The following is a 26,747-nucleotide window of genomic DNA, read 5'->3' as shown; positions in this document are numbered from 1 at the left end:
AGGAGTAAGGTTTTATCTCTCTTTCTGACAGCAGTAATCAGATGGTATATGGCCGATAATAATTGCACCTGGACTGTTACGATAATAGTTATTCATGACGGGGTACATGATCATGTGTACGATGAATTGGAACAATCCATCCTGCAGCAAGAGCTGACCGGGAGTTTAAGGTATGTCATTTTTTATTATTTACTGCATGAAGGAACGATTCAGGTGAAGGAATTGATATTTCACAATAACTTTCAGCGGCTTGAACAGGTAGCCAGTTATCCTGCGCAATTGAATGACCCACAGACTTTCATTCAGTTCTTCCGTCTTTATATCGGGCCTGACCTGCACCATCATCCTGGGCGCCGGCATTTACTGATCCTGAACGGACATGGGGCAGGTCTGGGTTTCTTTGCGGAAAAACACGGCGATGGCAGCATCCGTATGTTGAGTGCGGAGCAACTGGCAGATATGATCCGGCAGAGTATCGGAAAAGTGGAGGTATTGCTGGCCGTTAGTTGCTATACACAAATGCTGGAAACAGGATACTGTCTCAAAAATGAGGTAGACCTTTACATCGCACCACAAACAACGATGACATGGTACGGTGTGCATTATGCGAAATTGTTCTCACTGATGGAATCGAACCCCGGTCTCTCACTACAACAAATAGCCGAAAATGTAACGCAGAATTTTTTGCTGAAATACGAAGAAGAGCCATTCAGGAGTACTGAATTGCCGCGATATGCTGATGAACAGAATCCCAGGTTGGTGAGCATATCTGCCAATTACCTGAGTGAATATGAAGCATTGGTGGAATGTGTGAATGAGCTCACTGATTTCCTGATGGGCTGCCTGGAGGACGGCGGAAAGTTGTTGCAGGCTGTGATCCGCGCAAGAAGAAGCTGTACAGAGCTAACGCCGTCGAGATCTTTTGGTTTCATCGACCTGACTTTCTTCATAGAACAACTGCTAAAAGAAGCGGGCCCGGTGCAGCCTCTGCAGGAAATCCATCAACGCTTCGGAGATATCCGCCAACGATGTTTGGGTTCACTGCATAAGCCCCCTGGCCCGCCTGATCTCTATGCTCCTGCTATGCGAAAAAGTGTACGTTCAACAAGCAGTCCGTTATTCCTTTCTGTTTTCTTTCCTGCCTTTTCCACCACGGCTGACCAGATGGCGATCCGCGAAATTTATTTTTCGGCAGATGGCAGGTTGCGTCAATTCCGGAGGGATTGCAGGTGGGAGAAATTTATCAGGGAATTCTTCAACAGAACATAGTGATTACAATCCTACGCCACGTACTTTACCGCCACCTGAACGGAAGGAGACTCCCCAGTCCAGAGTTTCAGTAGTGTCATCAGGATTTTCGAGTGTGATCTCGGTATCATCCGGATCGGAGATAGTGAGTTCTGCATCGGGATCGTCGAGAGACTTGCCATCCTCTGTTACAGGAAGGATGTCGATAGAGCCGCGGTTTTCCATTTCGGCTTTTGGAATTTCGTACGGTGTTGTGTGCACTTCAACATTGTCCACTTCGAAAGTGATGGTGAACTTGACGCGATTTTTACCAACAGCCACTTTTTTCGCTTTCAACTTGAGGGAACCGGGAACGATATCCTCCGGCCTGAACTTGCCAAGGTTTTCCTGTCCGTCCACATTGTTGAGATGCACCAGCAGACCTGGTTTGAGTTTTACGGGGTCCTGATCATTTCCTGAATTCGGGTTAATTGTAGTGGCCATAACGTGAAATGTTTAAAAAATGAAATAATAGGGCCAAGCTAACAAGTCTTTTCACGGGTTGCAAGGGTTTATACCACATAGTGTTACCGTGAAAAACACGGTATAAAAAAAGCCGGCGGAAATCGCCGGCTGATATTTGATAAAAAGAAATCAATCGAATCAATTCAAAACACTTTTCTCTTTCACAATTTCGATTCCCTCCTGCTTGCTGATGGTTCCCCATCCGCCGAGCACATTGCGAAGATTGTGAATACCCTGGCGTTTCATGATGGAAGCGGCGATCACACTGCGATAGCCACCTGCGCAATGAACGTAGAGGTTCTGGTGTTCTTCAAGAGTTGCGAGATTGCCCGGGTCTGTCATTTCCGCGAGCGGAATATTTTGAGCGCCCTGGATATGTCCATCTGCAAATTCTGTTTCCCTTCTCACGTCCACAACAACCAGGTGTTGATCGAAAGGCAGGTCCATGGCCAGTTCATCGGCTTCAACGTCTATGATCATGTCCACTTCTTCACCGGCTTGCTGCCATGCTTCGAATCCGCCTTCGAGATAACCTTCCATTTTGGAGAAGCCAACACGTGCTAGTCGAACCACAGTTTCCCTTTCTTTACCAGCTTCTGTTACCAGCACGATGGTTTTATCGAAGGGGAGGAGGCTGCCGGCCCATTCAGCAAAGCGGCCTTCGAGGCCAACACTGATGGAATGGGGAACAAATCCTGAAGTGAATACGGAAGCTTTCCTGGTATCAAGCACAATCACATCTTCATTGCTCTGGAATTCTTTGAAGGCGGGGATGCTGAGCGGCTTCAATCCATTTTCCAGGATATTGTCCAGGCTGTCGTATCCTTCCTTGTTGATGCGTGCGTTGATAGGGAAGTATTGTGGTGGCAGAGCGAGGCCATCAGTTACTGCGCGAATGAATTCTTCGCGGGATTGTGGCTGCAATGCATAGTTGGTTTTTTTCTGTTCACCGATGGTGCTGTGTGTTTCAGGACCGAGGTTCTTTCCGCAGCTGCTGCCGGCGCCATGAGCGGGATACACGATCACATCATCGGGCAATGTGGCGATCCTGTTCTGTAAAGAATCGTAGAGCAGTGATGCGAGGTCTTCCTTGCTCATATTGCCGCTGCTGAGATCGGGGCGGCCCACATCTCCAACAAACAAAGTGTCTCCGGTGAAAACTGCATGCTCTTTTCCTGCTTCATCTTTCAGGAGATAGCAGGTGGATTCCAGTGTATGACCTGGCGTGTGCAGCACCTGGATGCTGAGCTTGCCGAGTTGAAAGGTTTCGCCATCTTTCGCAAGATGGATGGGAAATCCGGTTTCTGTATTGGGGCCGTACACGATAGGGGCACCTGTAGCCTTCTGAAGGTCCAGGTGGCCACTCACGAAATCGGCATGGAAATGTGTTTCGAAAATATATTTGATGGTGGCATTGCGTTCAGTGGCCAGCTGAAGGTAGCTGTCGATATCGCGGAGGGGGTCGATGATAGCGGCCTGTCCTTCACTTTCCACGTAGTAAGCGGCCTCACTTAAACATCCTGTATATAACTGCTTAATAAACATTCGTTAACCTGTTTTGGGAACAAAGGTACTAAAAAAGCAAAAAGCAGAAGGAGGGGTAATCCCTTCTGCTTAATTGCCAGGTTGATTAAAAAAATACGCTGATACGGTTTGTCAGGTATTGAGGTCCTCCACACATTGCATGATATGAGCAACACGGGATCCGTTGACGGAATAGTAAATGAATTTGCCATCTCTTTCAGTCTTCACAATTCCCGCTCTTCTAAGAATGGCTAAGTGTTGGGATGCGACGGATTGTTCCAGTCGCAGGCGAACATAAATTTCCGTTACGGTTAGGCGTCTGTGCTCGTCAATGAGCTTCAGGATTTGCTGCCGGAGCTTGTGGTTCAGTGCCCGTAAGATCATAGCAGCCTTTTTCAGATTCAGGAAGTCTACTTTTACGGAATCACCGGGAACACCTTCCGCGGCTAGCACCATGGAGTAATTACTTGTTACGTTCATGTGCACATCAGAGCTTTTTAGTATTATATAGGATAAGAGTGTCAAATTTACAAGAAAAAGTCACCATTCCGGAACGAAGAAGGATAAAAGTTTCAGTTGGTTACTTTTTTATATGAGAATAAAATTCCTTGAGATAAACGGGTTCTTCGTAGGCCAGATCGGCAAATTTTCCTTGTAAAAATAATCGTTCTGCGAGCGGCGCCAAATGTTCGGCTGTTTGGATCACATCTGCAAAAAATGCATGCGGATGATTGCATACAGGTTTCCACTTAGCACTCCCATTACCGAGAAAAAGTATACTATTATTTTCTAATTCTTTGTTAAAAGAGTCAGCGTCAAGGATAAGCGCAGCGGGCTTTTCAACAATGTTTAACTCCAAATCATACAGAGCAGTAAACACTTCCATTCTTCTGGCGTCGATCATCGGGCAGAGAATCGTGGCATTTTTTAATCCGGCTTTAATGCTGTACTCATCCCCATTTGGGAAAGATTGTAGTGTTGCAGCGTAAGCCATCACACGCAAAGTATTTTCTGTGATCAGCGGAATATTCAACGCAAAGCATAATCCTTTCGCTGTGGCCATGCCTACGCGCAGCCCTGTATAGGAGCCCGGACCGGCCGTTACAGCAATACCCTGAAGATCTTTTGCGGTGTTTTGCGTTTCCTGTAAAATTTGTTCGATAGCAGGTTGTATCCAGGCCGCATGATCCCGCTGCTGGTTGTTCACCATGGTGCGCAGCGCCTTGCCATCTTTTGAAATACTGATGCTCGCGTTCTCTGTAGCTGTGTCTATGTTGAGCAGTAGCGCCATTACGGATTCGATTGTTGTGATTGGACGGCAGATTCGAGTGCTGGTGCGGGAGCATAACGCGTATCGGTAAGATGCAATTGCTGCAGCAGGGCGTATACGCGCTGCAATCCTATTTTTTCGGTCCAATCGAATGGTCCCATGGGATAATTGGTGCCGAGTTTCATAGCGATGTCGATCTCCTCTCTGCTGCTGACACCCGCTCCCAGTGTGAAGTAGGCTTCATTGATGATCATGGCCAGTACACGCGCAGTGATCATACCCGGAACATCAGGCGCCAGCTGGTACTGCCAGTTGAAAGCAGCGAACAGTTCTTTCACTGCGTTTTCGGTTATAGATACAGGTAAGACGATCTCGGCGATATTCCTTTTCAATAATGTGGGCCATCCATTGATCCTGATGAAAGGATGACGGATATCGGCGGTTGTGTATTCCACGGCATTCACCAGCACAGGTTTGGGCAGCAGTTTTGCCAGGTGTTGATTGCGCTCGGGATCATTGCGGAAGAGCAGGTCTGCATAAGCATCTGCATCCAGCATGGTGAGCGAGCTCATGGAATCAACCCAGATAAAGGTGATGTCTTCAGGGAATTGATGTTGCAACCATTCATTCTTCAGTGTATCATCGGCCAGTATTGCGATCGTCATAGCTAAAAAACTTTCCGCAAAGAAAACGTATTACCGGGAATTATCAGGTGAGTACAAGTGCCGGGGTTTTAATATTTTTACGCCATGGAAAAAAGAATCATCAATACACCGGACGCGCCCGCTCCCATCGGGCCTTACAGCCAGGCGGTCCTGGTCAACGGAACAGTATACATTTCAGGTCAGATCGCTATTGATCCTGCAACCGGCAATATCGAAGCCACCGATGCCGGCAGGGAAACTGAGCAGATCATGAAGAATCTGAAAGCTGTACTTACGGCAGCCCAGCTGGATTTCGGACATGTGGTGAAGACCACCATCTTCCTCAGCGATATGGCCCTTTTCCCGGTTGTGAACGAAGTGTACGGCAAATCTTTCACCGGCGATTTCCCTGCGCGCGAAACAGTTGCTGTAAAAGGATTACCAAAAGGTGTGAATGTGGAGATCAGTATGATCGCTGTAAAATAATCAGGCAAGCCAATGTATGATCAGGTTGGGAATGGCTACTGCTACTGCAATGCCGTAGATCAGGTCCAGCCAGATCATACTTCCCAGGGAGCCTAAATAGATCAGTCCTGTCAGCGGGTAACCAATGAGCTTTATGATGGGCTGTGTATCTTTCTTCCTGATCTCGTTCCAGATCTCCCTGGCATCTCCTGTGCTGGGGAAGGCGTGCATGGCGATGGAAACACCCAGCCAGATCAATACATAATGCAGGAAATTTGCATTGTTCAATGTGAACACCGGTAATGCAGCTGGCAATGCGATCAATGCTCCGAGGATCGTATTCACCAAAAAAGGGCCCACTGCAATGAGGATGGTTTGCCATTTGTAGGGTGGGATCTCGTGCAATACAAATCCCGCGGGATTGCCCACCTGGAAATACACTACCTGGAACACGGGAATTTTAAACAAACGGCAAAAGAGTTGATGCGCCAGTTCGTGCACAACAACACCCGGACAAGTAGCAATAGAGATAGCGATCCCTGGTATGAGCATATCGTTTTTTATTTTGCTCTGAAAGGAACTTTGCCGCTGATCACATCTGTAGCGTACAATACAAATTCCTTCGTGGCTTCGTTGTTTACATTTTTACATTCTTCTATCAACGCATCCCGTTTATCTTTTTCACCATTGAAATGATAAGCCAGGATCAAAGTGGCGGTGTTGTAGGGATCCTGTTCATCGGTCTCAACACTTTGCAATGCGAGTTGCAGTCCTTCTTCATCTTTTTTCTGTTTCAGTCTGGTCCTGGCTTTTGATGCGATGGCGTAACCTGCTTCATTGTTGATCTTTAGCAGTGCCTCGCAATATTTGTCTGCGCTTTCGTAGTCATTCATTTCTCTTTTCAGACTGGCCATCAAGCGTAGTGCAGGAAAATAACCGGCATCGATCTTCAATACATTTTTCAGGATGCTGTCGCAGGGATGGAAACGATTTTGATCGAAGAGGATCGAGGCATAGGAAAAATGCGCATAGATATCATCCGGGTGATTGCTGAGGTATTTTTTGAATGACTGATCAGGGATATTGTTCCTGTGCACTTTCATGAGCTCGATCATGGAATCTTTGGGCATATAGCTGTTGAATTTTGCCATGGCATCGTCCACTTTTCGGTAGAGCTGATCGTTTTCGATGCTTTTGCCCACGAGCTTTTCGGCGATCACGGAAAAAGCAGTGAGGTCCATATTGTTGAAAGCAGCGAGTGCAAGATGGCACTGGATCTCGATGTCTCCCGGGTTTTTGGAAGCAGCTTTGGTGAATTCGCGCTGGGCGGTAAGGAATTTTTTTTCTGCCTCTGCTTTCTTGCCTCTCGTGATATGCAGCCCCAATGTGAGATTGGAGGGAAAGCTGATGCAGCAGTAGATCAGGAGCACCAGGATTGCGCCGCCGAAAATTTTGATGAGTAACGGAATGGGATACCTGATAAAGCCCTGTCTGCAGCTCTGGCAAAGTGGTGTAGGATGGCCATGAATGATATCCGGTGCGCCGCATTGTTCGCACCCGTTATCATCCGGTAAATATGCCGGTACCTGGTAAAGAGGATTTTTCATACAGAAAGGCTCTGTATAAAACGCGGGAATCTTAGGTTTATTATCAGCGTGTGGGCAGTTGCCCGACTCCCGTTGAATGACTGCCCGCTGCGAAAAAAAACGGCAGCCTGTTAAGCTGCCGTTCAGGAAAATATTATTGAAATGATCTATTTCAACACGCCGAGTTCCTTTCCGATCTTGGTGAAGGCGGCGATAGCTTTTTCGAGATGATGCTGATCGTGCGCAGCGCTGATCTGTACGCGGATGCGGGCTTGTCCTTTTGCTACCACAGGGTAGAAGAAGCCGATCACGTAGATGCCTTCTTCCAGCAGTTTGGCGGCAAATTGCTGGGCCACCACAGCGTCGTACAACATGATTGGCACAATGGGATGGTCTCCCGCTTTGATATCGAAACCGGCAGCGGTCATCTGGCTGCGGAAGAATTTGGTATTGTTCTCCAGTTTATCGCGGAGTGCGGTGGTTTCGGAGAGCAGGTCCAGCACAGCAATGGATGCGCCTACGATGCTGGGAGCAAGTGTATTGGAGAAGAGATAGGGTCTTGAGCGCTGGCGCAGCATTTCGATCGCTTCCTTGCTGCCGGAGGTGAATCCGCCGGAAGCGCCGCCCAGGGCCTTGCCCAGGGTTCCTGTGATGATATCGATCTTACCCATTACGCCACGATACTCATGTGTGCCTCTTCCTGTTTTGCCGAGGAATCCGCTGGAGTGACATTCGTCAACCATAATGGCGGCATCATACTTTTCTGCCAGTTCAACAATTTTGTCGAGCTGCGCGATGGTGCCATCCATGCTGAAGGATCCATCAGTAACGATGATCCTGTTGCGATTGCCGGCCGCTTCTTTGAGTTTGGCTTCGAGGTCGGCCATATCGTTGTGCTTGTAGCGGAAGCGTTGTGCTTTGCAAAGACGCACACCGTCAATGATGCTGGCGTGGTTGAGCTCATCGGAGATGATGGCATCCTGTTCGCCGAACAATGGCTCGAATACGCCTCCGTTGGCATCGAATGCAGCGGCATAGAGGATGGTGTCTTCAGTGCCGAGGAATTTGGAAATTTTGGCTTCCAGTTCCTTGTGAATGTCCTGCGTGCCGCAGATGAAGCGCACGCTGCTCATACCATAGCCGCGGAAGTCGACATATTTCTTTGCGGCTTCTATCACTTTGGGATGAGAAGAGAGACCTAAGTAGTTGTTGGCGCAAAAGTTAAGTACGGTCTTGCCGTTCACAGTGATCTCGGCTCCCTGTGGGGATTCGATGATCCTTTCTGTTTTGAAGAGGCCGGCGGATCTGATCTCGTCGATCTCAACTGCCAGTCTTTTCACGAGATTGTTATTCATGTAGCTAGTTTTTTTAGATAGGGGGCAAAAATAGTGTAACATTTTCGATGTACCTTCGTCCTATACTTCAAAGAGGTGCACTATGTTTAGAAAAACTTTTGTTCGCGTAACGCTGGTTGGTTGCCTGCTGATGGCAGGAACACTGATCATGCTGGCTGCCTGGGCGCCAAAGCTCAGCAAGGTTGCGAATGAATGCGAAGCAGCCGGAGTGGTGAAGGAACAGTGCGAGTCGCAACTCAAAGAACAGGGAGAATTCCTGATCTGGGAGACGTTGAACCGGACGCTGAATATCGCCCTCCACTAATTCATTACATTATCAATTGAAAGAATATGAAAGCCGTCTCCTGTCAGGAGGCGGTTTTGTTTTCTGAGGTCAGGTAACTGAGGTGATTGGGTACCGGGAACATATTTGAAAAATATTCCGGGTTCCTGTAACTTTTGTTCCCGCCATTCGTATCACAACATAACAAGTCTACATTAAACAACAGCCTGGTCCTGCTTATGACCGAGAAAGAGTATAATGATTGTGTGAACATGTATTCGGATAACGTGTATCGTTTCATCCTGAAGAATCTCCGTCATGCGGAAGATGCGCAGGATGTGGTACAAACGGCATTCGAAAAGATGTGGATCAATCGCAGCGAGGTGGATGCCACCCGTTGCAAGAGTTATCTCTTCACCGTGGCCTACAATCAGATGATAGACCATATCCGGAAGAACAAACGGATCAGCCTGAGAGAGGACTTCAGGGAAGAGGCGAAGGTAACAGACGGGCAGGTGCACAATACCCGGAAAGTGCTGGAGCAGGCCCTGGGCAGGCTCAATGAAGTGCAGCGCTCACTGGTATTGCTGAAAGACTATGAAGGGTATTCTTACGATGAGATCGGGAATATCATGGGGCTCAACGAGAGCCAGGTAAAAGTATATCTTCACCGTGCCAGGATCCAGTTGAAGAATTATTTGGTCAGTCCTGAAAATGTTTTGTGATATGAACATTACCAGACAGAATTACGAAGAATGGTTGCTACTCTACGTAGATAATGAGCTCAGCCTGGCTGAGCGTATCATCGTGGATGATTTCCTGGCGGCCAACCCCGACCTTCAGCAGGAACTGGAGATGTTGCAGCAAAGCACATTCCGGCCTGATGAAGAAATTGTTTTTCCAGGCAAAGAAATCCTGCTGAAGAACAATAATGAATTTGTTATCACTCCCGCCAACTGTGAACAATATTTTGTGCTCTATGCAGATGATGAGCTGAGCAATCAGCAGAAAGCATCTGTGGAAGAGTTCGTTTATCATCATCCCCAATTCCAGGCAGCTTTTGAATTGATCCAGCAGGCAAAGCTCACGCCGGACCAAAGCATCGTTTTCCCTGATAAGAAATTATTGTACCGCTCTGAGAAGAGCCGCCGTGTAGTAATGATGCGCTGGTACAAAATAGCTGCGGCTGCTGTTCTGGTATTGCTGATCGGCGGCGTAAGCTATCAGTGGTTGTCGAAGAAAGATGATAATACCGAGATGGCTAGCCGAAATGGGCAGCAGACTCCGCAATCATCAGGCATTGCTGCCAATGATTCCGCTGCAGACCATGAGCCTGGAAAAACTCCTGCGGATGAAAGCAACGCAGAAGCACAGCCTTTATCAACTGTTACAGAAAAATCACAGGTTGAAAAAGTTGGGGTTAAGAATGATGTAGCAAAAAAAGCTCCAGCCAATGCAGCGGCACAGCGCCCTCAGATCACTATCCCTTCGCCCGTCACGATGCCTGATAACCGCACTGCAAGCGGTTTTCCCGTTAATCATGATATGGCAAACAATGATCATGGAAAAAAAGTTTCAGATCCCGGTAACACTACGATAGCTTCAAACGTAACACCTACAGAAGCTCTTAAAGGAACTGAAAAGCTGAATACAGAAAAGATCAACGTCAAGTCCCCGGGTAATACTGCGTTGAACAATTCCGATATGGCTGCCATCGCAGACCATTCTTATGACCTGCTGGAAGAAGAGGATATCGAGATCCAGCCAGCCGACAAGAAGAATAAGATGCGTGGGATCCTCAGAAGAGTAAGCCGCGTTTTTGACAAAGCCACCAATGCTGATGCCAGCGATAACCGCAAAGGAAATATCCGCATTGCCAACTTCGAGATCGCATTGAAATAATCTTCCATTACATCGCAAACAGAACATTGTATGAAAAGGATAGTAATACTCCTGACCGGGCTCTTTATTGGTTTCACCACCGTAGCCCAAACCGATACCAGCGCCAAAGAAAAAGTTGACACCGTGCGTATCGGCGCCATGATCATCATCAAGAAGAAAGGGACCAATGAAGACGGAAGTTCAAGGACCAAGATAGAGTCGCATCGCGACAATACTCCCAAAAAGATCAGCACCAACTGGCTGGTATTCGATATCGGTTTCAACAATTTCAATGATAAGACCAACTATGCCGGCTCAGCCATTCAGGATCCCGCCACTGGCTTTGCTCCCGGCGCAACAGAGGACTGGTTCGATCTCCGCAACGGTAAATCCATCAACGTGAATATCTGGCTCTTCATGCAGAAGTTAAGCCTCATCAATCACTATGTGAACCTGAAATATGGCCTTGGCGTTGAGTTGTACAATTACCGTTATGAATCGCCCATCAAGTATGGCACCAGCCCTACGCAAGTGATCATGGACAATTCAACACATTACAGCAAAAACAAGCTGGCAGCGGATTATGTGACTGTTCCTTTGATGCTCAATTTCAATTTCGCTCCGCATAAGAAGAGGAACCTGGGACTCAGCGCTGGTGTAACTGCCGGCTATCTCTATAGCAGCCGCCAGAAAACCATCACCGATGCCGATGGCAAACGCAAGAAACGCGACGATTTCGATCTCCGTCCCTGGAAACTGGCCTATACCGGCGAGCTCACCTTCGGATGGGTTGGTGTTTACGGAACTGTTGCCACACAAAGCATGTTTGAAAAAGGACTCGATCAGACCCCATATGCAGTAGGCCTCCGCTTTGGCTGGTAACAAACTTTTCCACATTAAAAATAATTTCGATGTACCGGCGTTAATTTGCGTAGAGCCGGAGCCCGCTCCGGATCAGAACGATCAACAACCACGTTCACGAAATCCATACTTATTGCCCGGATTCTACGCAAAAAACCTGGTTATCATGAAGCGCTTAGCCGTTGTTACTGTGCTGTTGTTATTGGTAGTGGTGAACACAGCATTTGAAGGAACCAAAAAGAAAACCACTTACAGAGCGAATTACAAAGCAGGTCCTGTTGGCCTTGTGTACATTGTGGTAGACAAATCGGATTATGAACTGAAAGTGTATGACGATGAAGGATGGTATGGCACTTATCCTGTAGTCTTTGGCAGCAAAGACCTTTCGGATAAGATGATGGAAGGAGACCGCAAAACGCCTGAAGGTAATTTCAAAATCGTATCCAAGAGACCGCATCAGAAATGGCATAAGATGCTGATGCTGGACTATCCCAATCAAAGCAGCTGGGATAAATTCAACCAGCGGAAAGCAGCAGGAAAAATTCCTGGTTCGGCAAAGATTGGCGGTGGCATCGCTATCCATGGCACCTGGCCGAACGACAATCTCTCGGTGGATGATTTTACCAACTGGACCAATGGTTGTGTGTCTCTCAAAAACGAAGACCTGGATGAGTTGGAAGCATTCCTGCCGGTGGGTACCAGGGTAACGATCCAGCGATAAAACTTAAATCATTCAATCATATCAGCGCTGTTGCCGGTAACAACCGGAACAGCGCTTTTTTGTTTCCTGTATTCTCAATGTGTTCTGCATTACTGCTAGTACTTTCACTGGCTCCCCGCTAGGATTTATACGTAATCAGCAACGATTTGCTCACAATGCTTGTCTTTATCACCAAATTGTATTCACTTTGTTGCGGGTCCGCCGTAACCCATTGTGAAGGAAATCCGAATCCTGAAAAACCATGATCCAACAGGGAAACATCAACAGCCATACACATTGGCTTTAGAAAACGGTCAATGTTTCCGACTCTATGAAAACCCCACAACTCCAGCCGTGGGGTTTTTCTTTGAATAATTTAAGGTCTCACTTCACTGACATTTTAGTATTATGCCATTGCCTGGTTCTGGGTGGCGTTCCATCCCAGTATAGGTAAAGAGCATGAACATCACATTGCCAATCCAGCAATACATTCGGGCCTCCCAGTGGAACCCATGTATTATAATGATTGAATACTGTAAGGTTCCTTTGAACATCCTGCCCTCCGGCATTTATGTAATTTGACTGTGTTGGATGTGCTGTAGTGGGATCCATTATTACCTCAACAACTTCTCCATCAATTCTTCCAATAGTGGCATGGTATGAATAAATAATTGGCGGCGCATATCCATCTGGTTCATCACCCGGCTCGTCAAGGAAAGAATAATCTTCCACCCAGGTATCTCCTGAGCTTAGGTTGTTAGAGCTGATAACATTGCGCTGGAGGCCGCCGGTGAGTCTAAAGAACTTGTTATCATCCATCATTCTAATTATATTTTCTCTTCCGGCGTTGTCAGCAAAAAGGTTGGTTCTGGTTATGTTATTCTTTTTGTTCAAGTAGTCAACTGTAATTAGTTGCCAACCGGACTGATCAATTCCTTCGCTAGGCAAATCTTTATTCCTGTTCACAAGAAATCGTATAGAAGACAATTCCCCTTGTCTGAATTCTTTTTCATGAAGAAATCTATTAGTCATGGATAAAAAAATGGCAATGCCTGTCAGATCACTTTTATCATTGTTGTACATCTTAGCAATAAATTCCATCGATGCCGTGTTTGAAAACCGTTCCTTTTGAACTATTTCAACAATATTTCCATACCTTATCTGGTGTTCAGCAGATTCGACTAATACAAGATTTTTTTGAGAAAATCTGGTAGTTTCAACAGGAGTCTGAAAGCTGGCTTTAAGAGGAATGATTATCAGGTTTTCGTTATTCAGAAGCTTTTTCGTTTGCAGGTTTGAGGCTTCTATGTTTTCCGCAATCTCCAGGAATGCTGCTTTTATAGCTGGATGCTTATACACTTTATGCTGAGTCTTAATCCATTCAACACTCCTGAGAGCTGCGCCATCATCCTGAACTTTTTCAATAGTAAGTTCATTTTTTTTGCAGGAAAAAATACAGACAGAGAAAAGTAGGACAATTAATGATTTTGGTTTAATAGCTAAATTCATACGATAAGTGTATTATGGTTTGATAAGATAAATGGTGAAGGTGGGTAATAGCAAATCTGGGCTGAATGAATAAGCGATGCAATAGTTACTCGATTAAATTTAATGAATTCATTTGCAAAAAGTTTTTCAAACTCCGGTTGGGCCAATAATTTGACATTTGTTGTATTTGTTGTTTTTGATTAATTTGAAACACACGCCCGCGATTTAATACCCAGATCATTATGCGAATCTTAATCCAATTGGTGTTTTTTCTTTTTATCTGTTCAAGATTGTACGCTCAAAATGGGCGCGACACGATACTGCTTCCTTTACGTATTTTGCAGGGTACTCCACCAATAATATCCCAATTGGCTACGGAGCGGGTTGAAAATATTACTTCGTTCAGGCATATCCCTCCAGGTTATAAGTTTTGGTGTATCAGGCAATGGACAGTTGTATATCTTCAAGAATTGAGAGAGCAAGCGCTAACTGGCAAAATCACTACCGACAGATTCGAGGACTATGCAAAATCAGTTGCGATGATCGACTCGCCCTACAAGTCTGTTTCATCTGCGATTCTACCTGGGAATAAAGTTGCTTTTTTTACGGGCATCGACACCACAGGCAAAAAAATCATCATTGCTGATGCCAATAACAACAAGGATTTTAACGACGACAAGATCTGGACATTTGACACATCTTACTTTTCCAGGCCATTCAGGTCTGCTGGTTTTTTACCCACTGTAAACCTGGATATCCAATATTTCGACAGATTGACCGGCGCGGTAACAAAAATTGCAACACCTGTAATGCTTAATCCTTTTGAATACTACAATGAAGATTTCGAATCCGATCCCAAAGAAAGAATACTTGACCTGGTCATCGAATGTACCCGATATCGACAAACTGATTTGAAATTAAATGGAGAAAAGTATACAATTTATCTCTGCAATAACCATAATGAGCTACCCTTTACAGACCGTACGAATACTAACTTGCTTGTAGAAACCAGTGCAGGAAAAAAGAAATTTTATAAATTATTCGACAATTTGGAACTGGGAGATAGCAAATATAAAATTGGCGGACTGAAAGATGAGGCAGAGTTGATCTTAATAAAAATCAATTAATAGTACTATTTGATTGTTCATTATTTGTAATCGGAAAGAAAGAAAAATGGCCACCTAATGCAGGCAGCCATTCTATCTTCTATAAATATCCTTCTTTACAATTTTCCATTTTTTATTTCATCCACAACACCGGGATCGAGCAATGTGGAAGTGTCTCCGAGATTGCTGGTCTCACCTTCTGCGATCTTGCGAAGGATGCGTCTCATGATCTTGCCGCTTCTTGTTTTCGGCAATCCGCTTACAAACTGGATCTTATCTGGTTTGGCGATCGGTCCGATAATTCGGCTAACCGTTGACATTATATCTTTTCTTGTCAGTTCATCATCTCCCTGGTGACCCTGGAAGATCACATAGGCGTAGATGCCCTGTCCTTTGATATCATGAGGATAACCAACAACAGCGCTTTCCACCACACCCGTGTGCATATTGATGGCGTTCTCCACTTCAGCTGTACCGATGCGGTGACCGCTCACATTGAGCACATCATCCACACGGCCGGTGATGCGGTAATTGCCGTCTTCATCACGGAGACAACCATCGCCGGTGAAATAGAGGTTTTCGTAAGTAGCGAAATAATTCTGACGGGCACGCTCATGATCTCCGTAAGTTGTCCGCAACATACCAGGCCAGGGGAATTTGATACAGAGATTGCCGCTGACACCATTACCCTCTACTTCTTTTCCGTTCTCATCAACAAGAATAGGTTGAACGCCGGGAAGCGGTAATGTGGCGAAGGTTGGTTTGGCTGGTGTAACGCCTGCAATATTCGAGATCAGGATGCCTCCAGTTTCCGTCTGCCACCAGGTGTCAACGATAGGGCATTTCTTTTTTCCAATATTTTCATCGTACCAGGCCCATGCTTCTTCATTGATAGGCTCACCAACGGTGCCGAGTACACGAAGAGAGCTGAGGTCGCGGTTCTTCAGCGGTTCCAGTCCAAATCCCATCAGGCTTCTGATGGCAGTGGGCGCTGTATAGAGGATGTTCACTTTGTATTTATCTACGATCTCCCAGAACCTGCCTGCGTCAGGCCAGGTGGGTACTCCTTCGAACATCAATGAAGTGGCGCCAGCACTGAGCGGACCGTATACGATATAGCTATGTCCTGTGATCCAGCCGATATCGGCTGTACAGAAATGTACGTCGCCGGGCTGATACTGGAACACGTTCACGAAAGAGTAGTTGGTATACACCATATAGCCGCCCACGGTATGAACAACGCCTTTGGGCTTGCCGGTGGAACCGGAAGTGTAGAGGATGAAGAGCATGTCTTCCGCATCCATTTCTTCGGCAGGACAATCAGGGCTGCCCTGTGTTTCCACGAGGCGGATCTCATCTTCCCACCACAGGTCCCTTCCTTTGATCATGGAGATCGGAGTGCGCGTTCGGGTGAGCACGATCACTCTTTTCACGAAGGGACATTGCACCAGTGCATCATCGATCACACTCTTGAGTGGGATCTCTTTATTGCCGCGGTAAGCGCCATCGCAGGTTACAATGAATTCTGCTTTTGCATCCTGCAGACGGTCGGCAATACTTTGTGCGCTGAAGCCGCCGAAGATCACGGAGTGAATGGCTCCGATGCGCGCAGCTGCAAGAACAGCAATGGCCAGTTCAGGTACCATACCCATGTAAATGCAAACACGATCTCCTTTCTTCACTCCATTATTCCTGAGTACGTTTGCAAACTGCACTACTTTATGATGCAGGTCGCGGTAAGTGATCACACGATGATGTTCTCCCGGATCATTCGGTTCCCAGATGATAGCAGGTTTGTTGCCCAGCTTTTCCAGGTGCCTGTCGATACAATTCTCTGTAATATTAAGTTTACCGCCTTTGAACCACTCGATGGTAGGTTTCTTAAAATCCCAGTTCAGTACGGTATCCCATTTTTTTCGCCATGTAAAATGCGAAGCGATCTCACTCCAGAACCCCTCCGGATCCTGTACGCTTTTTTCATATGCTGCTTTGTAATCAGCTGTCGTTTTCAGCTGGTAGGGGAATGACATAGGCTCTCGTTTTTTGAAGTAATGAGGGCTAAAATTAATTCAAAATGAATTCAAGTTCATTTGAAAATTTCTAAAATCTTTTAAGGATCAATGTCGTGTGTTCAACATTTGTGTTTTTACATTATCTTTCTTGCATGAATACTCCTGTAACTAACAGGGGGATCTGGAAAGTGATTGCTGCCTCATCTGTAGGTACGCTGATCGAGTGGTACGACTTCTATATTTTCGGAAGTTTAGCTACCGTGATCGCTGATCAGTTCTTCCCCAAAGGTAACCCTACTGCTGCTTTGCTCTCAACACTGGCCACATTCGCCGCCGGTTTCATTGTAAGACCATTTGGTGCGTTGGTATTCGGACGCCTCGGTGATCTCATCGGCAGAAAATATACTTTCTTACTAACGCTCGTTCTTATGGGAGGCTCCACTTTCGCTATCGGATTGGTGCCTGGCTATGAGACCATCGGCTTTGCCGCACCTTTGTTGGTATTATTATTAAGATTGGTGCAGGGTCTTGCACTCGGTGGAGAATACGGTGGCGCCGCCACTTATGTAGCAGAGCATTCGCCTGCCAACCGGCGGGGCTTCTATACCAGCTGGATCCAAACCACTGCAACGCTGGGATTGTTTCTCTCGTTGGGTGTGATACTGCTGACGCGGCATTCTCTCGACAGTGATCTTCAAACCTCCATTCAGAAATTCAACAGCTGGGGATGGCGCATTCCTTTCTGGGTGTCTATCGTGCTGGTGGGCGTATCTATATATATACGTTTGAAGATGCAGGAGTCTCCGCTCTTTGCAAAACTGAAATCGGAAGGGAAGACTTCTTCCAATCCGCTCAAAGAAAGTTTCGGTAACCGGGCCAACCTGAAAATGGTGCTGCTGGCTTTGTTCGGCGCAACGATGGGGCAGGGCGTTGTCTGGTACACCGGGCAGTTCTATGCACAATCATTCATTGAAAATGTTTGTAAGATAGATTTCGATCAGAGCCGTACGATCCTTATCTGGGCTATCCTTGCGGCTACTCCGCTATTCATTGTGTTCGGTGGATGGAGCGACAAGATCGGAAGGAAATGGATCATGCTGATAGGTATGCTGCTGGCCATCTCTTCCTATCATTACATCTTCAAACAATTCCAGGTGATCAGCGACCCCGCTACCAAAACGGAGATCGTGGAGCAAAGGAAATTATTATCTCAGGAAAGAGTGGGTAATTCGGTTGTTCTTACCAGTGAGGTACATTATACTGACGGAGCCATCTTCAAGGAAGTGAAAACCGTTATGGAAAAAGATACCGGAGCTGAAGCAACAGTAGTGTATAAAGATAAGAAGCTGGGCAGCGGTGGTTACTGGACGGCAGTTTGGTGGTTATTTGTTCTGGTGGCTTATGTAACGATGGTGTATGGTCCCATTGCTGCTTTCCTGGTGGAGCTTTTCCCCACCAAGATCAGGTATACCAGTATGAGCCTGCCCTATCATATCGGTAATGGTGTATTCGGTGGTCTCACACCGTTCATTGCAACGCTGCTTACCACTATCTATGTGAATGATCACCTGAGCGGGCTCTGGTACCCGATCATAATTGGTGGACTCTGCTTTGTAATAGGCGCTGTATATGTGAGCAATAAGATCGATCCTAATGTAAACGACTAAATACAAGTGTATGAACGCACTGAAGAAAATATTGGGCGTGGTTTGGTTCCTGCTGGGGCCTGTGGCCATCTGGTACCTGATCAAAACAGCTGCCTATGAAATTGCAGCTAAACCCGTGATAGACACCAAGATTCAATGGGCTGTATTCATCATCGTATTCATCCCAATATGCATTGGTCTGATGATATTCGGATATTATGCCCTGAAAGGGGAATACAGTCGTCTTCCTGAAAAATCTGATGAAATCTAACAGGTCACCCGAACAAAAAATGTTTGCAAGCTGTTAATCAACAGAGAATTAATTGGCATTTAATAGTCAATTGAATACGGTCACTTTTCTGTTAAATAATCGATTAGAGTTTGGTTTTACAGGCAGCGATGCATTATTTTTGTTCTCCGGTTAATACAAATGAAAAGAAGTACATTACAATACATCAGAACAAATCCGGCGGTGAGGGCCATCCTCTCCGTAGGTTTGATGTGTTTATTATTGCTGCTCACCAGCATCAACTTCTTTATCTACAACGGCGATGCCAGGGTGCCGGTTGAATATTCATGCCTTCATGCTGATGAAGATAATCAGGGCAATCCGAATCCTGCCGGCCCTGATGAGAAATCTCCCGGCGGTCCCATTACCATTCAGGAAGAATATATCCATGAGGGCGAAGGCTCTGTGGACCCATACTGGATCAACGCATTGTTCCGTCACAAGATCCACGAAGCGGAACAGTTGAAACTTGTTCATTTCGAAATCATTTCTCCCCCTCCCGAAGCGTAAATCTTCTTTGTGCAGTTATGCCATTGGCATAGCTGATTGTTATCCATTCCAATAATTGTTAGGACGCATAGCATGGCGTTACTGCCATCTCTGTACAATTCAAGTGTGCATACACATGCCCTGAAATTGTCACAATTGTTATCCGAAGAACGGACGGATAGCCATTGGGAGATGATGGTCTTATTCGATAAACGATCCCTTATAAACGGATGTATTAAATAATTTTTATGGTCAAAAAAGAAAAGGGGTTGCTGAGCTCACTCGGCTCTGACTTCCCTGCTTCGGTTGTGGTTTTCTTAGTGGCGTTGCCGCTCTGTCTTGGGATTGCGCTGGGCTCTGGAGCTCCATCGTTCTCAGGTCTGATTGCCGGTATCGTGGGTGGTGTTGTGATTGGTTTGCTCAGCAAATCACCACTGAGTGTGAGTGGTCCTGCTGCAGGTCTGATCACTATTGTGTCAGGAGCTATCGGCAAGCTGCCGGTATTTGAAGCCTTCCTGCTGGCAGTGATGTTGTCTGGTGTTATCCAGATCGTATTGGGTTATTTGAAACTGGGTGTGCTGGGCGATTATATCCCTGCCGGTGTGATCAAAGGGATGCTGGCGGCCATCGGCCTTACCCTCATCCTGAAACAGATCCCTCACCTGATGGGATATGATGCGGATTTTGTAGGTGATGAAGACTTCAAACAACAGGATGGTAAGAATACATTTACTGAACTCTACTATTCTGTAAGATATATGTTGCCGGTGGCATTTGCATTAGGTGCAGTGTCTATCGCGTTGCAGGTATTCTGGGATAAGGTTCTGGTTAAAAAAGCTAAAGCGTTCAAGCTGATCCCTTCGGCGCTGATCGTTGTATTGCTGGGTGTAGGTGTTAATGAATGGCTGAAAGCCACCAATCCTACACTTGCGCTGGGCGCTTCACACCTGGTGAACATCCCGATGGCAGCATCTGCTGCGGAGTTCTTCACCTTCTTTTCATTCCCCGACTTCAGTCACCTGGGTAATATCACTGTGTGGACTACTGCCATTACATTGGCGATAGTAGCGAGCCTTGAAACCCTTTTGAACATCGAAGCGGCGGATGAGATGGACCCATACAAACGTGTTACTCCCAAGAACAGGGAGCTGATGGCGCAGGGTACAGGTAATATGCTCGCCGGTCTGATCGGTGGTCTGCCCATTACATCTGTGATCGTTCGTACTTCTGCTAACGTCAACGCAGGAGCGAGAACAAAGATGTCTGCAGTATTGCATGGTCTCCTGTTGCTGCTCTGCGTGGCGCTGATCCCCTTCCTGCTGAACATGATCCCTTTCGCATCACTGGCAGCAGTGCTGATCTATACAGGGTATAAGCTCTGTAAGCCCGCTCTTTTTGCGGAGTTCTACAAAAAGGGATGGACACAGTTCCTGCCTTTCGCGATCACCGTAGTAGCGATCCTGTTCACCAACCTCCTGATGGGCATCTTCATCGGATGTGTGGTAGCAATGTTCTTCGTACTGAGAAGCAATTTCAAATCCGCTGTATTTGTAGTGCACGACAGCAACAAATACCTGTTCCGCCTGCGGAAAGATGTGAGCTATCTCAACAAACCCATCATCAAGAACAAACTGGAAAAAGTTCCGGAGAATTCTTACGTGATGATCGATGCGCAGCGCGCAGACTTCATCGACAAAGATGTAGTGGAAGTGATCGAAGACTTCATGAAAGCAGCGCCATTGAAAGACATTACTGTTGAACTGAAAAAAAGTGTTTACAAAGACCAGGGCTTCTCGGTGAACGGAAACGGTGCTCACCAGGAAATTCTGGCATCTAAAAACTAATGTTATGCAAGCAATTGAAAAATTACTCCTCGAGAATAAAGCATGGGCACAAGAAAAAGTAAATGAAGATCCTACCTTCTTCAAAAGACTGGAAAATGTACAAAAGCCAGAGTTCCTCTGGATTGGTTGCAGCGACAGCCGCGTGCCTGCCAATGAGATCACCAATACAGTTCCCGGTGAGATCTTCGTTCACCGCAATATCGCCAACCTGGTGGTGGAAGATGATGTGAACTGCCTCAGTGTTCTGGAATATGCAGTGGTGCATCTGAAAGTGAAACATGTGATCGTTTGTGGTCACTATAACTGCGGTGGTGTGAAAGCTGCCATGACAGACCAGAGCTTTGGTATCATCGACAAGTGGATCATCGGTATCAAGGAGCTCTATGAAGAGCACCGCAAAGAGATCGATGCGCTCGAGAATGAAGCTGACCGTGTGAACCTGATGGTAGAGCACAACGTACGCAAACAAGTGCTCAACCTGGCCAAGACAGATACTATCCAGAAGATCTGGGCGCGCGAAGAAAGGCCCCATATCCATGGTTGGGTATATGGTCTGAAAGATGGTCATATCAAACAAATCTTCAGCCTCGCACCTCCGGTGAAGAAGCTGAACTACCAGATCGTTTAATCGATTTTTGACCAATACATCCGTTTAATTAGCGGTGTGCGGGTAAGCCGGGCAGCAGAACTGTTGGCCGGATTTTACCCGTATACCGCTATATTTGTGGGAATCAAATCCAACTGGTATGTGGAGTGAATCCTACAAAAGGCTATTGGCAGAAAACAAAGTATGGGCAAACAGTAAAGTGAGCGGAGACCCTGAGTATTTCCACCGCCTGGCGAAACTGCAGACACCCGAATTCCTCTGGATCGGCTGCAGCGACAGTCGTGTTCCCGCCAATGAGATCACCAATACACAACCCGGAGAGATCTTCGTTCACCGCAATGTGGCCAACCTGGTTGTACATACAGACGTGAACCTGCTGGCTGTTCTGGATTATGCTGTGAACCATCTCAAAGTAAAACATGTGATCGTCTGTGGCCATTATGGATGTGGTGGCGTAAAGGCTGCCATGACCAATACAGATTACAAACTGGTGCTGAACATGTGGCTCCGCAATATCAAGGACGTATACCGTCTTCACCGCGAAGAACTGGATGCGTTGACGGAAGAAGAAATGAAGTTCGACCGCCTGGTGGAACTCAACGTCAAAGAACAACTCACCAATCTAGCTAAAACCTCCATCATTCAAAGAGCCTGGCAACAGGAGCAACGACCTGATCTCCACGGCTGGGTATACGGACTCAAAGATGGTCTTATCAATGTTGCGTACGAAATGAAGGCCGGGAGCGTTATAGATGATCTTTATAAATACGAGTTCTAATCATCCCACAAATCCTACGTTGATATGAGCATTGAAGTGAAAGGGCTCACAAAGAACTATGGTGAACAGAAAGCGGTGAACGATGTGTCTTTTGCCATCGGAAGGGGAGAGATCGTTGGTTTTCTCGGTCCCAATGGCGCCGGAAAGAGCACCACCATGAAGATCATCACTGGTTACCTGGCTGCAGATGCAGGCCAGGCCGTTGTTTGCGGCATCGATGTGAAGGAAAGGCCGCTGGAAGCCAAAGCAAAGATCGGGTACCTTCCCGAAGCCAATCCCCTTTACTTCGATATGTATGTGCGCGAGTATCTCGATTTTGTTGCCGATGTACACCATGTGCAATACAAAAAACAAACCATCGAGAAAGTAATTGAAACCGTTGGCCTCACACCCGAAAGCAAAAAAAAGATCGGGCAATTGTCGAAAGGATATAAACAGCGTGTTGGCCTTGCTGCTGCACTCATACATGATCCCGAAGTGCTGGTGCTGGATGAGCCTACCACCGGCCTCGATCCCAACCAGATCCTCGAGATCAGGGAACTGATCAGAACATTGGGTGTAAACAAGACTGTTATTTTTTCTTCCCATATCCTCCAGGAAGTGGAGGCCATCTGCGATCGCGTAGTGATCATCAACAAAGGCCAGCTGGTGGCAGATGATAGCCTCACAGCGCTTCGCAGCCGTTCAAATCATACAGCCACGCTGAAAGTGATTTTCAAGGAACCGCTGGAAGCCGCATGGATGGAGCGTTTGAGCGCAGTAGACAAAGTGAACCGCATCACCCCTAACGAATGGGAGTTAGTTTGCAAAGATGTGCAGGAAGCTAATAAACAATTGATGGAACTCGCTTTGCAACACAATCTGAATATCGTTTCTTTGCAATCCGGTGAACAAAGTCTGGAAGAAGTTTTCCGGAGCCTCACATCATCATCAACAAAACAATAAAATTGAATCATGAGTTACATTGCTGACATTCATGCAAGACAGATCTTAGATAGCCGTGGTAATCCTACTGTGGAAGTAGATGTGACCACTGAAGAAGGATTCTCAGGAAGAGCTGCAGTTCCAAGTGGCGCATCAACCGGAAAACACGAAGCTGTTGAGCTGCGTGATGGTGACAAAGGCGTGTACATGGGCAAAGGCGTTTTGCAGGCAGTAAAGAATGTGAACGAGATCATTGCTGAACAACTGATCGGCATCGACGTTACCGAACAAGCATATATAGACGAGCAACTCATCAACATCGATGGTACTGAAAATAAAGCCAAGCTTGGCGCTAACGCCACACTGGCTGTTTCAATGGCTGTAGCAAAAGCGGCTGCAGAAGAAACCGGTCTTCCGCTCTTCCGTTACCTCGGTGGCGTGAATGCAACTGTACTGCCCATTCCGATGATGAACATCCTGAATGGTGGTGCACACGCAGACAATAAGATCGACTTCCAGGAATTCATGGTGATCCCTGTAGGCGCTGAAACCTTCAGCCAGGGCCTGCGCTGGGGCGTTGAAATTTTCCATCACCTTAAGTCCGTTCTGAAAAAGAAAGGATACAGCACCAATGTAGGTGATGAAGGTGGCTTTGCTCCGGATATCCAGAGCAATGAAGAAGCTATTGAAACTGTTCTCGAAGCCATCACTGCTGCTGGTTACAAACCCGGATCTGAAATTGCTATCGCGATGGATGCCGCCAGCACAGAAATGTGGGACGAAAAAACAAACGGCTACAAATTCTACAAGAGCACCAATAAAGTGATCACCTCCGATGATATGGTGAACTATTGGGCCAACTGGGTGAAACAATATCCTATCGTATCTATCGAAGACGGTATGGCCGAAGATGACTGGGAAGGTTGGAAAAACCTCACACAAGCCATCGGCAGCAAATGCCAGCTGGTAGGTGACGATCTTTTTGTTACCAACGTAAAACGTCTGAAACAGGGTATCGATAAGAATATCGCCAACAGCATCCTGATCAAAGTGAATCAGATCGGAACTGTAACTGAAACCATCAACGCTGTGCAGCTGGCGCAGACCAATGGCTTCAATACCATTATGAGCCACCGCAGCGGTGAAACTGAAGACACTACTATCGCTGACCTGGCAGTTGCCCTGAACTGCGGACAGATCAAAACTGGTTCTGCCAGCCGTACAGACCGTATGGCCAAGTACAACCAACTGCTCCGCATTGAAGAAATGTTGGCTGAGACCGCCATTTATCCGAAAGGAAGGATTAAATTTGGTAAGTAAGCTTTTTGACTGAATTCAATTCCAAATAGTTTTCCGGATGGATCAGAAAGTGATAGCGGCCTGATTTTCGCTATCGTTTTCTGATCCTCCATTTTATATAACATGAAGCTCATCTCCCGCATCCCAGCCTGGTTAAAGAACAAATACATCCTCACCACCCTTGTATTTGTTGTATGGATCCTCTTCTTTGACGACCAGGATATCTTCACCACTTACTTCAAACATAAATCCGAGCTCCACAAGCTGGAGGAGAGCCGGGATTATTACCTGGACCAGATCAAATTAACCAAATCGGAGCTTGAACAACTCAAATCAGACAAATCCACCCTGGAGAAGTTTGCCCGTGAAAAATACTGGATGAAGAAAGAAAATGAGGACCTGTTCATTCTTCCCGAATAATTTTCCAGCTCCATACTGTTGTGAATAGCTGATTATCAACCTTTCCCGCTAAAAGTTTTCCCGGGATTGTCCACGATGGTAGTTTTACTATTTGACCGGTGGTGGTTATGGTTTACCTTGCCAGCCCCCTGTTCCTGCATATTATATTTCCAATACCTTTGTACAATAAAGAGGAACCAACCCACGTTTATTAATCACGGACGGACATCCGAATTGACTCTTCGGAACTATTTATTCAAGGACAAAAAGGATTGCCTATGACAGTTCTCTTTACACCAGAGGAACTCGTACAGTATTTGTATAATGAAACTTCCCCCGAGAAAACCGCAGCGATAGAGGCCGCTTTACAGGAAGACTGGACCCTTCGTGAAAAGCTGGAAGTGCTGAAAGCATCCAGGAAAACGCTCAATGCCCTGGTAGAATCACCCAGGCATGAGGCAGTACTGAATGTACTCAACTATGCCCGCCAAACGGCCACTGAATCAGTGCAACACTAATCCAATCCCCCGGCTGAATGCCTGATTTGATAGTCAGGTTGTTCGGTGAATAACCCTTCTCCCGTAAATTCGCAGTCATCACCAGCTACCGATGACTAGAAAAGAACGTTTCGACTTTGTAATCCATTATTTTCAGGAGCACGCACCCAATGCGGAAACTGAATTGCTGTACGATAATCCCTACCAGTTACTGGTAGCGGTGATCCTGTCTGCTCAATGCACAGACAAGCGCGTGAACATGACCACGCCGGCAATATTTGAGCATTACCCGGATACGAAACATCTGGCCAAAGCCACGTTTGATAAGCTGTTCCCGTTCATCAGGAGCATCTCCTATCCGAACAATAAGACCAAACACCTCATTGGGATGGCCCAAATGGTAGAGAAGGAGTTCGGTGGTGAGATCCCGCATACTGTTGAAGAGCTGGTACAGCTTCCCGGCGTTGGCCGAAAGACGGCCAATGTGATTACGTCTGTGATCGACAAACAACCGAACATGGCCGTGGACACACATGTATTCCGCGTATCTGCGCGCATAGGCCTCACCGTTAAAGCCACCACTCCACTGGCAACGGAAAAACAATTACTGCAATTCATTCCGGAGGATCTGGTGCATATCGCGCATCACTGGCTCATTCTTCATGGACGTTATATCTGCGTGGCCCGAAATCCCAAATGCTCCGAATGCGGATTGAAACCGGCCTGCAAGTATTATCAGAACGTGGTTATGAAAGAAGAGATCAAAGCGCTGAATGAAAAACGCAGGCAATCTGCAGCGCCTGCAAAGGAAGTAAAGGCATCGGCGCCAAAGAAGAAAGCCCCCGTGAAGAAAGCGGCAAAGAACTGAGTAAACATTTCTCTCTAAAGTTCAACCACTAACATTTTGGTTACTGCCGGTCCGTTACCGGTATTCTGCGTGTAGCGTATAAGGCCCGTTTGACGTGGTTTTCACGGGTTTTTGGAAACGCTGGCAGTACTACCGGTCAAAACCGGAGAAAAACCGGTTAAACCCGGGGTTTAGTCCGCCAACTTTTTGGTGGACGCACTG

Annotated in this window: 29 protein-coding genes; 19 read left to right on the top strand and 10 right to left on the bottom strand. The window is 46.6% G+C overall.

The window, feature by feature from the left end; translation table 11 throughout:
* Window positions 1-48: 48 nt before the first annotated feature.
* On the top strand, window positions 49-1,269 hold the full coding sequence (locus FSB84_RS05215; protein ID WP_130542567.1) for a hypothetical protein: 1,221 nt from the start codon (window positions 49-51) through the stop codon (window positions 1,267-1,269).
* A 3-nt stretch (window positions 1,270-1,272) separates the two neighbouring features.
* Here FSB84_RS05215 and FSB84_RS05210 read toward each other — a convergent pair whose 3' ends face one another.
* From FSB84_RS05210 to FSB84_RS05190, 5 genes are all read right to left on the bottom strand, one after another.
* Window positions 1,273-1,731 (bottom strand): hypothetical protein, encoded by a 459-nt coding sequence (locus FSB84_RS05210; protein WP_130542568.1) that lies wholly within the window; start codon window positions 1,729-1,731, stop codon window positions 1,273-1,275.
* A gap of 159 nt (window positions 1,732-1,890) precedes the next feature.
* Window positions 1,891-3,297 (bottom strand): MBL fold metallo-hydrolase, encoded by a 1,407-nt coding sequence (locus FSB84_RS05205; RefSeq protein WP_130542569.1) that lies wholly within the window; start codon window positions 3,295-3,297, stop codon window positions 1,891-1,893.
* Between the two features lie 111 nt (window positions 3,298-3,408).
* Window positions 3,409-3,756, bottom strand: coding sequence for an ArsR/SmtB family transcription factor (locus FSB84_RS05200; RefSeq protein ID WP_127128286.1), 348 nt, complete (start codon window positions 3,754-3,756; stop codon window positions 3,409-3,411).
* Window positions 3,757-3,856: 100 nt separating this feature from the next.
* Window positions 3,857-4,567 carry a tRNA (adenosine(37)-N6)-threonylcarbamoyltransferase complex dimerization subunit type 1 TsaB gene (tsaB, locus tag FSB84_RS05195; protein ID WP_130542570.1) on the bottom strand — a complete coding sequence of 237 codons (711 nt, stop codon included), beginning with the start codon at window positions 4,565-4,567 and terminating at the stop codon, window positions 3,857-3,859.
* Entirely contained in the window at window positions 4,567-5,211 is a 645-nt protein-coding gene (locus FSB84_RS05190) for a 3-hydroxyacyl-CoA dehydrogenase family protein (RefSeq protein WP_130542571.1), read from the bottom strand. The genes tsaB and FSB84_RS05190 overlap by 1 nt, the downstream gene beginning before the upstream one ends.
* Window positions 5,212-5,295: 84 nt before the next feature.
* Here FSB84_RS05190 and FSB84_RS05185 point away from each other — a divergent pair, with 84 nt between their 5' ends.
* Entirely contained in the window at window positions 5,296-5,676 is a 381-nt protein-coding gene (locus tag FSB84_RS05185) for a RidA family protein (protein ID WP_130542572.1), read from the top strand.
* On the opposite strand, the gene FSB84_RS05180 is transcribed toward FSB84_RS05185, so the two are convergent.
* From FSB84_RS05180 to kbl, 3 genes are all read right to left on the bottom strand, one after another.
* Window positions 5,677-6,207 carry a DUF3267 domain-containing protein gene (locus tag FSB84_RS05180; protein ID WP_130542573.1) on the bottom strand — a complete coding sequence of 177 codons (531 nt, stop codon included), beginning with the start codon at window positions 6,205-6,207 and terminating at the stop codon, window positions 5,677-5,679.
* 8 nt (window positions 6,208-6,215) lie between these two features.
* Window positions 6,216-7,262: a tetratricopeptide repeat protein gene (locus tag FSB84_RS05175; protein WP_130542574.1), complete on the bottom strand. Its 1,047-nt coding sequence runs from the start codon at window positions 7,260-7,262 to the stop codon at window positions 6,216-6,218.
* Window positions 7,263-7,408: 146 nt separating this feature from the next.
* A complete protein-coding gene (kbl, locus tag FSB84_RS05170; RefSeq protein ID WP_130542575.1) occupies window positions 7,409-8,596 on the bottom strand; it encodes a glycine C-acetyltransferase in 1,188 nt (395 codons plus the stop codon).
* A gap of 82 nt (window positions 8,597-8,678) precedes the next feature.
* Here kbl and FSB84_RS05165 point away from each other — a divergent pair, with 82 nt between their 5' ends.
* The 5 genes from FSB84_RS05165 (at window position 8,679) to FSB84_RS05145 (ending at window position 12,321) form a co-directional block, all read left to right on the top strand.
* Window positions 8,679-8,900, top strand: a complete 222-nt coding sequence (locus FSB84_RS05165; protein WP_130542576.1) for a hypothetical protein — start codon at window positions 8,679-8,681, stop codon at window positions 8,898-8,900.
* A 197-nt stretch (window positions 8,901-9,097) separates the two neighbouring features.
* On the top strand, window positions 9,098-9,583 hold the full coding sequence (locus FSB84_RS05160; protein WP_130542577.1) for an RNA polymerase sigma factor: 486 nt from the start codon (window positions 9,098-9,100) through the stop codon (window positions 9,581-9,583).
* A gap of 1 nt (window position 9,584) precedes the next feature.
* Window positions 9,585-10,760, top strand: a complete 1,176-nt coding sequence (locus FSB84_RS05155) for a hypothetical protein (RefSeq protein ID WP_130542578.1) — start codon at window positions 9,585-9,587, stop codon at window positions 10,758-10,760.
* A gap of 30 nt (window positions 10,761-10,790) precedes the next feature.
* Window positions 10,791-11,621 carry an outer membrane beta-barrel protein gene (locus FSB84_RS05150; RefSeq protein WP_130542579.1) on the top strand — a complete coding sequence of 277 codons (831 nt, stop codon included), beginning with the start codon at window positions 10,791-10,793 and terminating at the stop codon, window positions 11,619-11,621.
* A 145-nt stretch (window positions 11,622-11,766) separates the two neighbouring features.
* A complete protein-coding gene (locus tag FSB84_RS05145) occupies window positions 11,767-12,321 on the top strand; it encodes a L,D-transpeptidase family protein (RefSeq protein ID WP_130542580.1) in 555 nt (184 codons plus the stop codon).
* A 363-nt stretch (window positions 12,322-12,684) separates the two neighbouring features.
* Here the strand turns inward: FSB84_RS05145 and FSB84_RS05140 are convergent, their stop codons facing one another.
* Window positions 12,685-13,809, bottom strand: a complete 1,125-nt coding sequence (locus tag FSB84_RS05140) for a hypothetical protein (protein WP_130542581.1) — start codon at window positions 13,807-13,809, stop codon at window positions 12,685-12,687.
* Between the two features lie 221 nt (window positions 13,810-14,030).
* Between FSB84_RS05140 and FSB84_RS05135 the strand changes: the two genes are divergently transcribed.
* Window positions 14,031-14,915 carry a hypothetical protein gene (locus FSB84_RS05135; protein ID WP_130542582.1) on the top strand — a complete coding sequence of 295 codons (885 nt, stop codon included), beginning with the start codon at window positions 14,031-14,033 and terminating at the stop codon, window positions 14,913-14,915.
* 95 nt (window positions 14,916-15,010) lie between these two features.
* On the opposite strand, the gene acs is transcribed toward FSB84_RS05135, so the two are convergent.
* Window positions 15,011-16,924, bottom strand: coding sequence for an acetate--CoA ligase (gene acs / locus FSB84_RS05130; RefSeq protein ID WP_130542583.1), 1,914 nt, complete (start codon window positions 16,922-16,924; stop codon window positions 15,011-15,013).
* A gap of 134 nt (window positions 16,925-17,058) precedes the next feature.
* Here acs and FSB84_RS05125 point away from each other — a divergent pair, with 134 nt between their 5' ends.
* The 11 genes from FSB84_RS05125 (at window position 17,059) to nth (ending at window position 26,546) form a co-directional block, all read left to right on the top strand.
* Window positions 17,059-18,573 carry an MFS transporter gene (locus FSB84_RS05125; RefSeq protein WP_130542584.1) on the top strand — a complete coding sequence of 505 codons (1,515 nt, stop codon included), beginning with the start codon at window positions 17,059-17,061 and terminating at the stop codon, window positions 18,571-18,573.
* 10 nt (window positions 18,574-18,583) lie between these two features.
* On the top strand, window positions 18,584-18,823 hold the full coding sequence (locus FSB84_RS05120; protein WP_130542585.1) for a DUF6814 family protein: 240 nt from the start codon (window positions 18,584-18,586) through the stop codon (window positions 18,821-18,823).
* 159 nt (window positions 18,824-18,982) lie between these two features.
* Window positions 18,983-19,351 carry a hypothetical protein gene (locus FSB84_RS05115; protein ID WP_130542586.1) on the top strand — a complete coding sequence of 123 codons (369 nt, stop codon included), beginning with the start codon at window positions 18,983-18,985 and terminating at the stop codon, window positions 19,349-19,351.
* Window positions 19,352-19,578: 227 nt separating this feature from the next.
* Window positions 19,579-21,174: a SulP family inorganic anion transporter gene (locus FSB84_RS05110; RefSeq protein WP_130542587.1), complete on the top strand. Its 1,596-nt coding sequence runs from the start codon at window positions 19,579-19,581 to the stop codon at window positions 21,172-21,174.
* Between the two features lie 4 nt (window positions 21,175-21,178).
* Window positions 21,179-21,802 (top strand): carbonic anhydrase, encoded by a 624-nt coding sequence (locus tag FSB84_RS05105; RefSeq protein ID WP_130542588.1) that lies wholly within the window; start codon window positions 21,179-21,181, stop codon window positions 21,800-21,802.
* A gap of 118 nt (window positions 21,803-21,920) precedes the next feature.
* Window positions 21,921-22,559, top strand: a complete 639-nt coding sequence (locus FSB84_RS05100) for a carbonic anhydrase (protein ID WP_130542589.1) — start codon at window positions 21,921-21,923, stop codon at window positions 22,557-22,559.
* Between the two features lie 24 nt (window positions 22,560-22,583).
* Complete coding sequence (gldA, locus tag FSB84_RS05095) at window positions 22,584-23,504, top strand: gliding motility-associated ABC transporter ATP-binding subunit GldA (protein WP_130542590.1); 921 nt, start codon at window positions 22,584-22,586, stop codon at window positions 23,502-23,504.
* Window positions 23,505-23,513: 9 nt separating this feature from the next.
* Window positions 23,514-24,803, top strand: coding sequence for a phosphopyruvate hydratase (gene eno / locus FSB84_RS05090; protein ID WP_130542591.1), 1,290 nt, complete (start codon window positions 23,514-23,516; stop codon window positions 24,801-24,803).
* Between the two features lie 102 nt (window positions 24,804-24,905).
* The gene (locus tag FSB84_RS05085; RefSeq protein WP_130542592.1) at window positions 24,906-25,202 is read left to right on the top strand and encodes an FtsB family cell division protein; all 297 of its coding nucleotides are present in this window, start codon (window positions 24,906-24,908) and stop codon (window positions 25,200-25,202) included.
* Window positions 25,203-25,459: 257 nt separating this feature from the next.
* A complete protein-coding gene (locus FSB84_RS05080; RefSeq protein WP_130542593.1) occupies window positions 25,460-25,699 on the top strand; it encodes an anti-sigma factor in 240 nt (79 codons plus the stop codon).
* 91 nt (window positions 25,700-25,790) lie between these two features.
* The gene (nth, locus tag FSB84_RS05075; RefSeq protein WP_130542594.1) at window positions 25,791-26,546 is read left to right on the top strand and encodes an endonuclease III; all 756 of its coding nucleotides are present in this window, start codon (window positions 25,791-25,793) and stop codon (window positions 26,544-26,546) included.
* Window positions 26,547-26,747: the final 201 nt, after the last annotated feature.

Source organism: Pseudobacter ginsenosidimutans (assembly GCF_007970185.1).
Classification (GTDB): Bacteria; Bacteroidota; Bacteroidia; order Chitinophagales; family Chitinophagaceae; genus Pseudobacter; species Pseudobacter ginsenosidimutans.
The sequence above is the reverse complement of the archived record's forward strand: the minus strand, read 5'-3'. Positions and strand labels throughout refer to the sequence as shown.

Bases quoted from the DNA above. Each gene is read 5' to 3' on its own strand.
- FSB84_RS05080 (WP_130542593.1), top strand. From the start codon at position 25,460: ATGACAGTTCTCTTTACACCAGAGGAACTCGTACAGTATTTGTATAAT.
- FSB84_RS05110 (WP_130542587.1), top strand. From the start codon at position 19,579: ATGGTCAAAAAAGAAAAGGGGTTGCTGAGCTCACTCGGCTCTGACTTC.
- FSB84_RS05165 (WP_130542576.1), top strand. From the start codon at position 8,679: ATGTTTAGAAAAACTTTTGTTCGCGTAACGCTGGTTGGTTGCCTGCTG.
- nth (WP_130542594.1), top strand. From the start codon at position 25,791: ATGACTAGAAAAGAACGTTTCGACTTTGTAATCCATTATTTTCAGGAG.
- FSB84_RS05150 (WP_130542579.1), top strand. From the start codon at position 10,791: ATGAAAAGGATAGTAATACTCCTGACCGGGCTCTTTATTGGTTTCACC.
- tsaB (WP_130542570.1), bottom strand. From the start codon at position 4,567: ATGGCGCTACTGCTCAACATAGACACAGCTACAGAGAACGCGAGCATC.
- FSB84_RS05155 (WP_130542578.1), top strand. From the start codon at position 9,585: ATGAACATTACCAGACAGAATTACGAAGAATGGTTGCTACTCTACGTA.
- FSB84_RS05210 (WP_130542568.1), bottom strand. From the start codon at position 1,731: ATGGCCACTACAATTAACCCGAATTCAGGAAATGATCAGGACCCCGTA.
- FSB84_RS05100 (WP_130542589.1), top strand. From the start codon at position 21,921: ATGTGGAGTGAATCCTACAAAAGGCTATTGGCAGAAAACAAAGTATGG.
- acs (WP_130542583.1), bottom strand. From the start codon at position 16,924: ATGTCATTCCCCTACCAGCTGAAAACGACAGCTGATTACAAAGCAGCA.
- FSB84_RS05085 (WP_130542592.1), top strand. From the start codon at position 24,906: ATGAAGCTCATCTCCCGCATCCCAGCCTGGTTAAAGAACAAATACATC.
- FSB84_RS05180 (WP_130542573.1), bottom strand. From the start codon at position 6,207: ATGCTCATACCAGGGATCGCTATCTCTATTGCTACTTGTCCGGGTGTT.
- FSB84_RS05115 (WP_130542586.1), top strand. From the start codon at position 18,983: ATGAAAAGAAGTACATTACAATACATCAGAACAAATCCGGCGGTGAGG.
- FSB84_RS05185 (WP_130542572.1), top strand. From the start codon at position 5,296: ATGGAAAAAAGAATCATCAATACACCGGACGCGCCCGCTCCCATCGGG.
- FSB84_RS05135 (WP_130542582.1), top strand. From the start codon at position 14,031: ATGCGAATCTTAATCCAATTGGTGTTTTTTCTTTTTATCTGTTCAAGA.
- FSB84_RS05160 (WP_130542577.1), top strand. From the start codon at position 9,098: ATGACCGAGAAAGAGTATAATGATTGTGTGAACATGTATTCGGATAAC.
- FSB84_RS05175 (WP_130542574.1), bottom strand. From the start codon at position 7,262: ATGAAAAATCCTCTTTACCAGGTACCGGCATATTTACCGGATGATAAC.
- FSB84_RS05145 (WP_130542580.1), top strand. From the start codon at position 11,767: ATGAAGCGCTTAGCCGTTGTTACTGTGCTGTTGTTATTGGTAGTGGTG.
- gldA (WP_130542590.1), top strand. From the start codon at position 22,584: ATGAGCATTGAAGTGAAAGGGCTCACAAAGAACTATGGTGAACAGAAA.
- FSB84_RS05200 (WP_127128286.1), bottom strand. From the start codon at position 3,756: ATGAACGTAACAAGTAATTACTCCATGGTGCTAGCCGCGGAAGGTGTT.
- kbl (WP_130542575.1), bottom strand. From the start codon at position 8,596: ATGAATAACAATCTCGTGAAAAGACTGGCAGTTGAGATCGACGAGATC.
- FSB84_RS05120 (WP_130542585.1), top strand. From the start codon at position 18,584: ATGAACGCACTGAAGAAAATATTGGGCGTGGTTTGGTTCCTGCTGGGG.
- FSB84_RS05190 (WP_130542571.1), bottom strand. From the start codon at position 5,211: ATGACGATCGCAATACTGGCCGATGATACACTGAAGAATGAATGGTTG.
- FSB84_RS05105 (WP_130542588.1), top strand. From the start codon at position 21,179: ATGCAAGCAATTGAAAAATTACTCCTCGAGAATAAAGCATGGGCACAA.
- FSB84_RS05125 (WP_130542584.1), top strand. From the start codon at position 17,059: ATGAATACTCCTGTAACTAACAGGGGGATCTGGAAAGTGATTGCTGCC.
- eno (WP_130542591.1), top strand. From the start codon at position 23,514: ATGAGTTACATTGCTGACATTCATGCAAGACAGATCTTAGATAGCCGT.
- FSB84_RS05205 (WP_130542569.1), bottom strand. From the start codon at position 3,297: ATGTTTATTAAGCAGTTATATACAGGATGTTTAAGTGAGGCCGCTTAC.
- FSB84_RS05140 (WP_130542581.1), bottom strand. From the start codon at position 13,809: ATGAATTTAGCTATTAAACCAAAATCATTAATTGTCCTACTTTTCTCT.
- FSB84_RS05215 (WP_130542567.1), top strand. From the start codon at position 49: ATGGCCGATAATAATTGCACCTGGACTGTTACGATAATAGTTATTCAT.